The following is an 8300-nucleotide window of genomic DNA, read 5'->3' as shown; positions in this document are numbered from 1 at the left end:
TAGTCATATACACAGTCTTATGCCTACCCGCTATTGTAAGTGGGAGACTGTGTCCGGTCTTTCACGGGGCTGTTCCAACGCAGACGTCCGGCTGGTCGGTCACGCAGCGGGGTGAAATTGGCAAGGCCGGTGGCATCTCTTCAAAATGAGGCGGGATCGATCTGAGCAGCCGTTCCTCCGCCTCGGTCGTGGAGAAGAGGCAAAATGAACGAACGATCCAAGTGGGGATCGCTGCCAATGAGCTCCGTGATTGTCGGGCGCCGCGAAAAAAAACGCCCGCGAAATTGAGGCGGGCGTTCATCCGTCCTACGTCTGAAAATTCATTACGGCTTTGACGCATCGTCGGCCGCGTCCTTCAAATCCTCTTTGGCGTCGCCTACATCTTTGCGCACTTCGCCTGCTGCTTGCTGTGCGTCGCCCTTCGCCTCCTGGGCTGGATCGTTCGTCATTTCGCCAACGCCCTCGTTGATCTTGCCCTTTACCTTCTCCCCAACTCCCTTGACCTGGTCTTCATTCATGGCATCGCTCCTTTTCGCCGGCAGTCGCGACCTTCGAAAATGATGTTACGGCGGCGTTCAGTAACTTTGAAGTCGACGGGAAATATCAAATCACGCCTTCCCTGCTGGCTGGCGTCGCCTATGACTACACGCGCGTAATGGCGGCGCCGGGGGAAAGGGCGGAGCAAACTACAATATTTTCAGCGCGGGCATTGACTACTTCCTGTCCAAGTGCACCGACGTGTACACGGTTGCACTCTACGAGAAGGCGAGCGGAACCGATTCGCTTGGACAGACTGCGGTCGCACAGATTACCGGACTGACCCCGTCGACGACTAGCAAGCAGGTAACACTGCGCGTTGGCATGCGGCACAAGTTCTAGTCGATCGTTAAAGGGCTACTGAAGCTGCCTAGATTATTCCTTGTCGCCGAACCGGCGTTGTGATTCGCCCAGAAGAAGGACGTTGCAGCTTTCCAGCGCAGCAGGGCCGCGGCAAACCATTACGCCGAATCCACTACGTGTCGGGGCAAGTTGATCGTGAAGATGCATCCGACGCCCGGCCGGTTCTTCACGCTCAACACGCCATCGAAGCTCTCTACAATCTTTTTTGTGATTGTTAGACCCAACCCAAGTCCACTTCTGTCGGGGGACTGCTGCATGAACGGCTCGAACATCGTTTTCTGTGCATCCGGTGCAAGTCCACCGCAATGGTCCTTTACATCAATGTAAATTCGGCCTGCAGCCGCGTGGGCGCTCAGCACGACTGCGCTACGCGGGCGTGTGAACTTGAACGCGTTTTGCAAAACGTTGCCTAGGGCGGAATAAAGTGCGTCGCGGTCTGCACGAAACGCTAGGCTTTTGTCCACCGTAAGCGCTGTGAACTTCACCCCTCGGACTTGGGCCGCCAAGTTGGCCGCGTGCGCGACCTCTGTCAGGAAGTCGGCCAGGGCGTATGTTTGGATCTTGGGGCTGTTTGCTTCCGATTCTTTGACTTCTTCAAGGGAGCGATCGATCAGCAATTGCATCGTCGCAAGACCTTGCTCCAAGACCGTTCCTGTAGCGCCAGTAAGACTCAGGGCACCCGATTTCGCCGCTAAAAATGCCATCGTCGCGTTGCCTAGAGCGTTTCTTAGCTCATGCGCAAGTTCTCCTAACTGCGCCTTAAACCTTTGCCTTTCCTCCCGACTTGCAGCCAAGGTGCGTTGATCACTAAACTCCATGACGGCTCGTGAAATCGCGGTGTCCAGGCAGCGATTTAACGTCCGATATTCGTCAATCTGAAACGGAACGTTATGTTCTTCTGCCAGGCCGGTAATTGCCTGACAGACGTCGCTATAGTCGTTCACGACCTGATCAATCGTATAACCCAGCGTGTGGAGTGCATAACCGTGTTGACTGGCCGTCTCGCCAATCTCGGACGTCGTCATAACGCCGCTGTCTGGACCTGACACATCGCGACTGGCAAGCGGGTCATCTCCCCGTTCCATCCGCAGCGTCCTCATTAGTTGATCGAGAAACATTGGAACACCCGCTTTCAGTTGCTCAGTAGACGCTGCTCGCGCGGGTCGATTGGCAACCCTCGCCTTGCATCTTTCTATCAGTACAGCACGGTTGTTCGCTACGAAGTTGTGCATCATGGCTGTAGCCTTTTTGGCGCCATGCCCGCATGGCTAGCCGCATCGAGCGCGAAGAGCCGCGCGGGTCTCACTTACTTAGTAAGCAAGCGCTTAAGGTGTAATTCCCTGCAATTAAAGCTATGCTCGTAAACCGAGAATCTCGTCAAAGCGTCTAAAGGAATGCTTGCATGCCGAGACATCAGGGAGCAATTCGCATCCTCATAGCTAATGCTCCGGCATTAGCGTCATATTCGTCCAAACCTTGAAACACCTTTGGTTCTATTACGTAAGAGGTAACGCAATCATCGGACCCGATACACCAAGGATTCCAAAATAATTCTAAAGTAGCTGTATCACCCCGCTCGCGCTGTGTTTCGCTACAACAGCTCCGCACCGGGGTTAAAAACCATTAGCTGGATGGACCGCCTTAGTGCGGCCCTCCGGTACAACCCTGCGCTCAGTGGGTCAGTTTCCGAGCATCGTTGCGATCGTTCTTGTTTGTCTTGAAGAACGGCGTCACATACTGAGGACTTATCAGACGAACCTCGATACCCAGGGCACTAACGCGTCGCGCCCAATGATGCGCCGAACTGCAAGCCTCCATTACAACAGTTCGCGGGCGAAGCTTGTGAACTGCCTGGATCAATGCGGCACGTCCTACCTTCGAGCGATGCACCGCCTGCCCATTGCGCCCGGCGCCGTGAAGCTGGAAGACATGTTTGGCGAGATCAATGCCGAGAATATCGATTTCCATGATGAACCTCCGATGCGGTCTGGTCACGACAACAATCAGCAGTATCGCGCTTCCCCGAAGGAGCGTCGGGTCCATCTCAGTAAATCAACAGGTGCCGAAGAAGCGTGCGTGAGCGAGGCGGCGGGCCGCTGCGCTAATCCTGCTGGGAGAAAAAACGCCGACGTTTTTCGAGCATCACGAAGGCATCGCGATGACGCACCATTCGCTGTCCGGTTTCGTCAATATGTTTTACCGTCGAAGTGACGAAGCTGCACACAGCCGGGGCAGAAAAGCGTTTCGGCGCTAATCAAGGCGATGAACATCTTCGCATCGACTTCCGCAAGGCCTTGTCATTGGATTGGCGAGCTGCCGTGACGGCCCGTAGGAAGTGACCGTGCTCAAACCACTGCGGCGGCCGCTCGTCGACTCGCGGAACACGCCTCGAAGCGTCCCGGAAGTCACGATTTGCAAGCGCCGCTCGTGGGATGTCATTGTCGAGTGGCGTCGCGGTTCTTCATATAAAGCCAACTTGCGGCTTCCTGACACGCGCTTTCCGAAGCTCACGTAGCTGCATCGCTAAACCTGAAGCGGAGCATCACATCGCGGCTTGCTTCCACGACCTGAACAGTTCCAAAAGCGCTTTGATGTATGGCGTCAACTACTGCGGCCGCCCAGCGACAACTATTCTGGCCGGTTGAGGGGTGGTTTCTCCTGGTGCTAAGTCATAGTTGTCGCTCCCAAGTGGTTGCCTCAAGTCTTTTGCTACCGGCGTCAGCGTAGTTGTCGCTGGTAGTTGTCGTCAGTCGAACGGGTTGTCCGATAGTTGTCGCTGAGTCTCGGGTGGCGGCACATAGTTGTCGCGCTGGAGCGCGTTTGCCTGTGCGGTCCGGCGACGGTAGCTCTCGACGTTCAGTTCGAACACGGTAGCGTGGTGCACCAGCCGGTCGATAGCAGCGATGGTCATCGCGGGATCCGGGAACACGGAGTTCCACTCGGAGAATGGCTGATTCGCGGTGATCAGAACCGACCGGTGCTCATACCTTTGCGCGATGAGTTCGAACAGGACGCTGGTTTCGGCCTGGTCTTTGCGCACGTAGGAGATGTCGTCGACGATCAACAGGTCAAATCGATCGAGCTTGTTGATCGCCGATGTCAGTTGCAGGCTTTGTCGGGCGAGCTGCAGACGTTGCACGAGTTCGTCAGCGCGCGTAAAGAACACCCGATAGCCGGCATCGATCAGCGCATGTCCGAGCCCGGCCGCTGCGTGCGACTTGCCGGCCCCCGGCGGCCCGAAGAGCAGCAAATTGGCACCTTTCTCAAGCCACGCATCACCTGCCGCGAGCGCTTGCAGATGAGGCTTCGATAGCATCGGTACCATGCTGAAGTCGAAGCACTCCAACGTCTTGCCAAGTGGCAGATGGGACTCGGTACGATGACGCTCGATGCGCCGGCGCGAGCGGTCAGCCAGTTCGTGTTCGACCAGCGCCGACAGCAATCGTGTCGCAGGCCAGCCTTCCTTATCGGCGCGCTCGGCGAACTCGGGCCACAGCCGGGTGATCATCGGCAAGCGCAATTCGCCGAGCATCAGGCTCAGGCGTGCGGGGTCGGTAACGGGCGTGTTCATGCTGCCACCTGTCTGGCGAGCAGTGAATCGTACAGGCGGCTATCCGGAATCTGTACCACCACCTGCGGCCATGACGGTTCCGGCGGCGCCAGTTCAGTACGCAAGGCGATAGGATCGGGCAGCTCGCCGGCAGCCAGGATCTGTTCAAGCCGGCTTGCCAGCACAGCCTCGACGCCGTCGCGCGCAGCCAGATCGAGCAGCGTGACCATGGTCTTGCAAGCTTGGCGCTGAGGCAGACGCAGGCTCAGTTCGTCCCAAGTCTGGCGGTAGGCTTCGCGCGGAAACAGCGCGTCGCGGAATTGATAACCGGCGAACGCCTGCGGTTTGCGCCGCAGATTCTCGATGAAGTGTCGGTAGTCGATCACACGACCCCGGCTGGTTCCCGGATCGCGTTGACCTCTTGGCACCTCTAGAACCTGTGTGCCAGCCACGAAGCACTCGAGTCGGTCCCGATAGAGCCGCACCTTTAGGCGATGACCAATCAGGCGCGAGGGCGCGCTGTAAAGGATGTTGCGTACGGTAAAGGTACCGTTGCGGGTCACCAGCGCGTCTTCCTCCGTGTAGTCGGTGGTGCGACGAGGTGGCAGCGCACGCAAGGCCTCCCGCTCTACCTGAAACGCTTTGCTGACCCGCCGGTTGCGTCGCAAGACGATGTCGCGCACAAACCGCTCGTATTCCGCGCGGCTGTCGAAGTCGCGATAGCCGCGTAACAGCAGTGCCTGATCGAGCTCGTCTTTTAGATGCCGATGGGAACCTTCGACGCTCCCGTTCTCGTGACTCACGCCGCGATTGTTTCGCGTGCCCACCATGCCGTAGTGATCGAGCAACTCGCTGTAGCGCGAAGTCCAATCGTCATCGGGCTTCAGATTCTTATACGCTGCCGACAGACTGTCGGTGCGATGTTCGCAAGGAGCGCCGTCGGCCATCCAGAGTGCGCTTTGCAAGCCACTGGTCAGTGCCTCGAAGCTCTCGCCTCCCTCGTTGACCTCTGCATACTCCCAGCGGGAGAACGCCAGCACGAAGTGATACAGAATGTGCGGAAACGGCACGCCACAGATGGACATGCCTAGCGGGGAGACGTCGGTGAAGTCCGACAGACCCATCTGGCCGGCCACATGCTGCTGGGCGAAGAACATCTCGCGTGGCGGCCCGCTTGTCGCGCGCCAGACCCGAATACGGCGCTCCAAGGTACGCAACATGGAGTCCGGGTAATGGCCGGGATACTCCTCCTGGAGACGGCGCATCAAGGTGATGCCCATGAGACCGGGCTCGCGCTCAAGCAGCGGCCTGATCTCCGTATCCCAAACATCTGCGAGCGGATCAGCGCGCGTGCGCCACGAGCGCTCGGGCTTCTGTGAGGGAAGAGATGGCGCCGCCTCAATCCGGCGGGCGCTGCGGACGCTGATGCCTGCTTTAGCAGCGGCAACTTCTTGCGTGTGCTTTTTGCGGTTTTGCATATACAGATGTACCTGACGGTCTGTTATTCGAGTTCCTGGCACGACGCACTCTGCAGTTGCAAAGACGTCGATCCTAAAACCCTCAACCCGACCGCCGCCGGCTGGCGAACGCTACGGCGGCTACGCCGCCTCCGCGCTCACCAACCGGCCAAGATAGTTGTCGCCGACCGGACAGAACAATTGTCGCCGCGCACTTTGACCTGCCTGCCCACGTGCGCGTCGCGACGCCACACCGCGCCGACATCCATAGTCGGCACCGCCACGCTCAGATCGCGCCGAGCGATGCGATTACCTTCCAGCGACCACGGACGGTAGACGAGGTCCGACAAGATGGTCACGCCATGCCCGTTCGCCACCAAACTGCGCACCGCTTCGATCGACTTGCTCTGCAGCTGCACACGCGGCGCGATGCTGTATTTGCCCCAGTAACGCGCGACCGTCTGCACGTGCTCGTCCATATCGAGCAGCAAAAATTCTCCGCGGCCACGTCTTCCAGCGTGACGCGCTGCGCTTCCAGCAGCGGATGATCGGGTGGCGTCCTTGAGCACCGACCGCTTCCGGCCCAGTGGCCGCCAAAACCAACCCGTGCCCTTTCACCGAATCTAGGCTTTCTTTAAAGTCAGCGCTTGAAGTCCTCTCAGCTCCTTTTCGAGAACATCTGCCGCGTCGGCATGCAGTTGGGCAAGACCAGCATCCATCTCAAAGCCAGATGGTGTGCAGCGAGTAGTGGCGACGTCGCGTAGCACTTCTGCAGCCATGCGAAGCGCGTCGGAAAGCGAAAGAGTGTTCATAGTGTATGGAGCGAATGCGCCGACCGGCTTAGCCGGGCCAGTATCCCAATCGAAGCTGCCGCGCCAGGGTGGCACCAGTTATGCCAATACGTAGCTTGCACGTCCATGGATGTTGCAATAGGAGACGAACGGTTTGATTATTCCGCATCGTCATCCGCATAGTACCGTGCCGCCGCCTCAAGCATGCGCCGCTTTTCCGCCTTGACGTAGATCGAGGTGGTCTGGAGTGACGCATGTCCGAGGATCGACTGGACAACATCCGTTGGCATACCCCGCGCGACGGAGCGTGTGCCGAAGGTATGACCAAACGCATGTGCCGAGGTGTTGACGAGTTGCACCAGGTCCTCGGTGCTTATCGCACTTAGCGACGCGGGGTCGGCTCGAAGCTCAGCCACCAGTCGCCGGACGGCCATGCGCACCAGCCGCCCGAGCGCGTCCGGCGTGTAGGCCACGTCGTGGTCGTCAGTGGCATGCCGATTCTGCGCGGTATTAGTCTCGGGAATCCAGAGTGGCGCAATCAACGGCCCATGCGTCTAACTATCAAATATGCGATTGCGGTCGGCCCAGTGAGCGCGCAGTGCATCAAGCGTGGCGCCGCTCACCGGTACGGTGCGCTGCTTGCGCCGCTTCCCGACGATCGTCAGGGTCCAGACGGCTCGAGGACGCACCCTAGTTGATTCGTCTGCGAGTGGACCCTCCCCTGATTGGCGTCGCGCTGATGTCGATGACTCGCTTCTGACGTTAGAAGGCCGCAAATCTTCTCGCATTGCCAGGGCCGCTTCCACGCGACGCAGTCCCGAGTCGCCCATCAAGAGAATGGCCGCCCGCGCCGCACGCCACTGAGGCGCCGCATCTTGCTCCGCACGCGCGCGAGCCTGCTTGCTCAAACGAACCTCTGCCTCCCCCGGCTCCGTTGGTACCGGCAGAATTGGGGCCGTGCAACGTTCATCGAGCAGCCGTCGCACGCGCATCCAGAGATCGGCGGGTAGCGCGCGGTGAACCTGGACAGCGGACTCGCGGATGACCGTCGCCGGCTCATGCACGGCGCTCCACGGATTGCCCGCGAGATAGCGCACCTCGACGAGCCAGGCGAACGCCGCACGGATTACGCGGACCGCATACGCCTGACTGTCGTCCGACAGTCCATCGGGCGCAAAGGGGCGCCAACGGCCGCTCGTGCGCGGACGCTTCGGCCCAGTAAAGCTCGCGATCGGCGCTCGCAAAAAATCCTTATAAGCCTCGCAGTCTTCGACGAGCAGTGAGGACAGCGGCTTTTGTCGAACAACCACGCTCCACAAAATGAGCCGCTCGAGCTCACGTGTATAGGCGCGCAAGGTCACCGGGCGATCGCGATACCGGTGCAGGTAAGCGTGCACGGCGGCCAGGTCGTGCTCGGCGCGAATGAAGGCGAAGCTGCCTGCGCGGTTGATGCCCGATGAAGACCGTTGCCGCCCGTTACTCAGCTGGCACGGCGAGCTGCTCGAAGGGCGCCAGACGCGGCACCGCCGGATCGCCGCCCACCACGATGGCGACCGGCTCGCCCGCTGCGCGAAAGGTGACGTCAAGTGGCCTCGCATCGAC

The 8300-nt window shown here is 59.4% G+C and carries 5 protein-coding genes and 3 pseudogenes; 1 reads left to right on the top strand and 7 read right to left on the bottom strand.

Annotated elements, in window-relative coordinates; all coding sequences use genetic code 11:
* Nucleotides 1–323 precede the first annotated feature (323 nt).
* Nucleotides 324–518, bottom strand: a complete 195-nt coding sequence (locus NCT03_RS33210) for a CsbD family protein (RefSeq protein ID WP_250495473.1) — start codon at nt 516–518, stop codon at nt 324–326.
* Between the two features lie 47 nt (nt 519–565).
* Between NCT03_RS33210 and NCT03_RS33205 the strand changes: the two are divergent.
* Nucleotides 566–879: pseudogene (locus NCT03_RS33205) on the top strand (porin); the annotation flags it as partial.
* A 119-nt stretch (nt 880–998) separates the two neighbouring features.
* Here the strand turns inward: NCT03_RS33205 and NCT03_RS33200 are convergent.
* From NCT03_RS33200 to NCT03_RS34470, 6 genes and pseudogenes are all read right to left on the bottom strand, one after another.
* Complete coding sequence (locus NCT03_RS33200) at nt 999–2135, bottom strand: sensor histidine kinase (RefSeq protein WP_250495472.1); 1137 nt, start codon at nt 2133–2135, stop codon at nt 999–1001.
* Between the two features lie 454 nt (nt 2136–2589).
* A pseudogene (locus tag NCT03_RS33195) lies at nt 2590–2868 on the bottom strand (IS110 family transposase); the annotation flags it as partial.
* Between the two features lie 778 nt (nt 2869–3646).
* Nucleotides 3647–4471, bottom strand: coding sequence for an IS21-like element helper ATPase IstB (gene istB / locus NCT03_RS33190; protein ID WP_250495471.1), 825 nt, complete (start codon nt 4469–4471; stop codon nt 3647–3649).
* Nucleotides 4468–5970 carry an IS21 family transposase gene (gene istA / locus NCT03_RS33185; protein WP_502800457.1) on the bottom strand — a complete coding sequence of 501 codons (1503 nt, stop codon included), beginning with the start codon at nt 5968–5970 and terminating at the stop codon, nt 4468–4470. Before istA ends, istB begins: the two co-directional genes overlap by 4 nt.
* 95 nt (nt 5971–6065) lie before the next feature.
* Entirely contained in the window at nt 6066–6476 is a 411-nt protein-coding gene (locus tag NCT03_RS33180; RefSeq protein ID WP_502800456.1) for a LysR substrate-binding domain-containing protein, read from the bottom strand.
* A 380-nt stretch (nt 6477–6856) separates the two neighbouring features.
* Nucleotides 6857–8300 (bottom strand): annotated as a pseudogene (locus NCT03_RS34470) (tyrosine-type recombinase/integrase); the annotation flags it as partial.

The organism is Caballeronia sp. GAWG1-1, from assembly GCF_023631465.1.
Taxonomy (GTDB): Bacteria; Pseudomonadota; Gammaproteobacteria; order Burkholderiales; family Burkholderiaceae; genus Caballeronia.
Note: the sequence above shows the minus strand (reverse complement) of the source record. Positions and strands in the feature narration are given on the sequence as shown.

Excerpts from the sequence above, each read along its gene's own strand:
- NCT03_RS33200 (WP_250495472.1), bottom strand. The coding sequence starts at position 2,135 with ATGATGCACAACTTCGTAGCGAACAACCGTGCTGTACTGATAGAAAGA.
- istB (WP_250495471.1), bottom strand. The coding sequence starts at position 4,471 with ATGAACACGCCCGTTACCGACCCCGCACGCCTGAGCCTGATGCTCGGC.
- NCT03_RS33210 (WP_250495473.1), bottom strand. The coding sequence starts at position 518 with ATGAATGAAGACCAGGTCAAGGGAGTTGGGGAGAAGGTAAAGGGCAAG.